The sequence below is a fragment of the Paenibacillus polysaccharolyticus genome, assembly GCF_023714295.1.
Taxonomy (GTDB): domain Bacteria; phylum Bacillota; class Bacilli; order Paenibacillales; family Paenibacillaceae; genus Paenibacillus; species Paenibacillus polysaccharolyticus_A.
In genome coordinates, this window is record NZ_JAMAUN010000055.1 from 1 (window position 1) to 389 (window position 389).

Here is a 389-nt window from a genome sequence, read left to right on the forward strand (position 1 = left end):
TTTTCGTTGAGGATGAGTTCACCCTGAGCGCTGGGATCTTGTTCAAAACGCAAGGTGCATTCGACTTTACCGCGAGTCAGGCGGGCGCGAATGCGCTCGCGTACCACGGGCTCCAGACTACGGAACTGCTCCGGCAGGCGGAAGTACGTTTCCAGATAGCGCTGGTTTACCGAGCGCAGCTCCCATGCGGCGCTACCCCAGTCACCCTTGATTTCACGGCGGGCATAGGCGGTCATACTGCGGATCATAGGCGTTCCTGTTTTCGTAATAATGAATGCAAGGATTATAGCCGTGCGGGCGGTGACTTAACAGGAATAGTGATGAAATACTTCAAGGACGATTGTTTTAAGGGATATCGCTGCAAAGTTATTTTCGCCAGGGGCTGTAGG

The 389-nt window shown here is 53.5% G+C and carries 1 protein-coding gene; it reads right to left on the minus strand.

The window, feature by feature from the left end; genetic code table 11:
- Positions 1-248 (minus strand): YicC/YloC family endoribonuclease (locus M3629_RS28155; RefSeq protein ID WP_285889070.1); only part of this gene is annotated, 248 nt, incomplete at its 3' end.
- Positions 249-389: the final 141 nt, after the last annotated feature.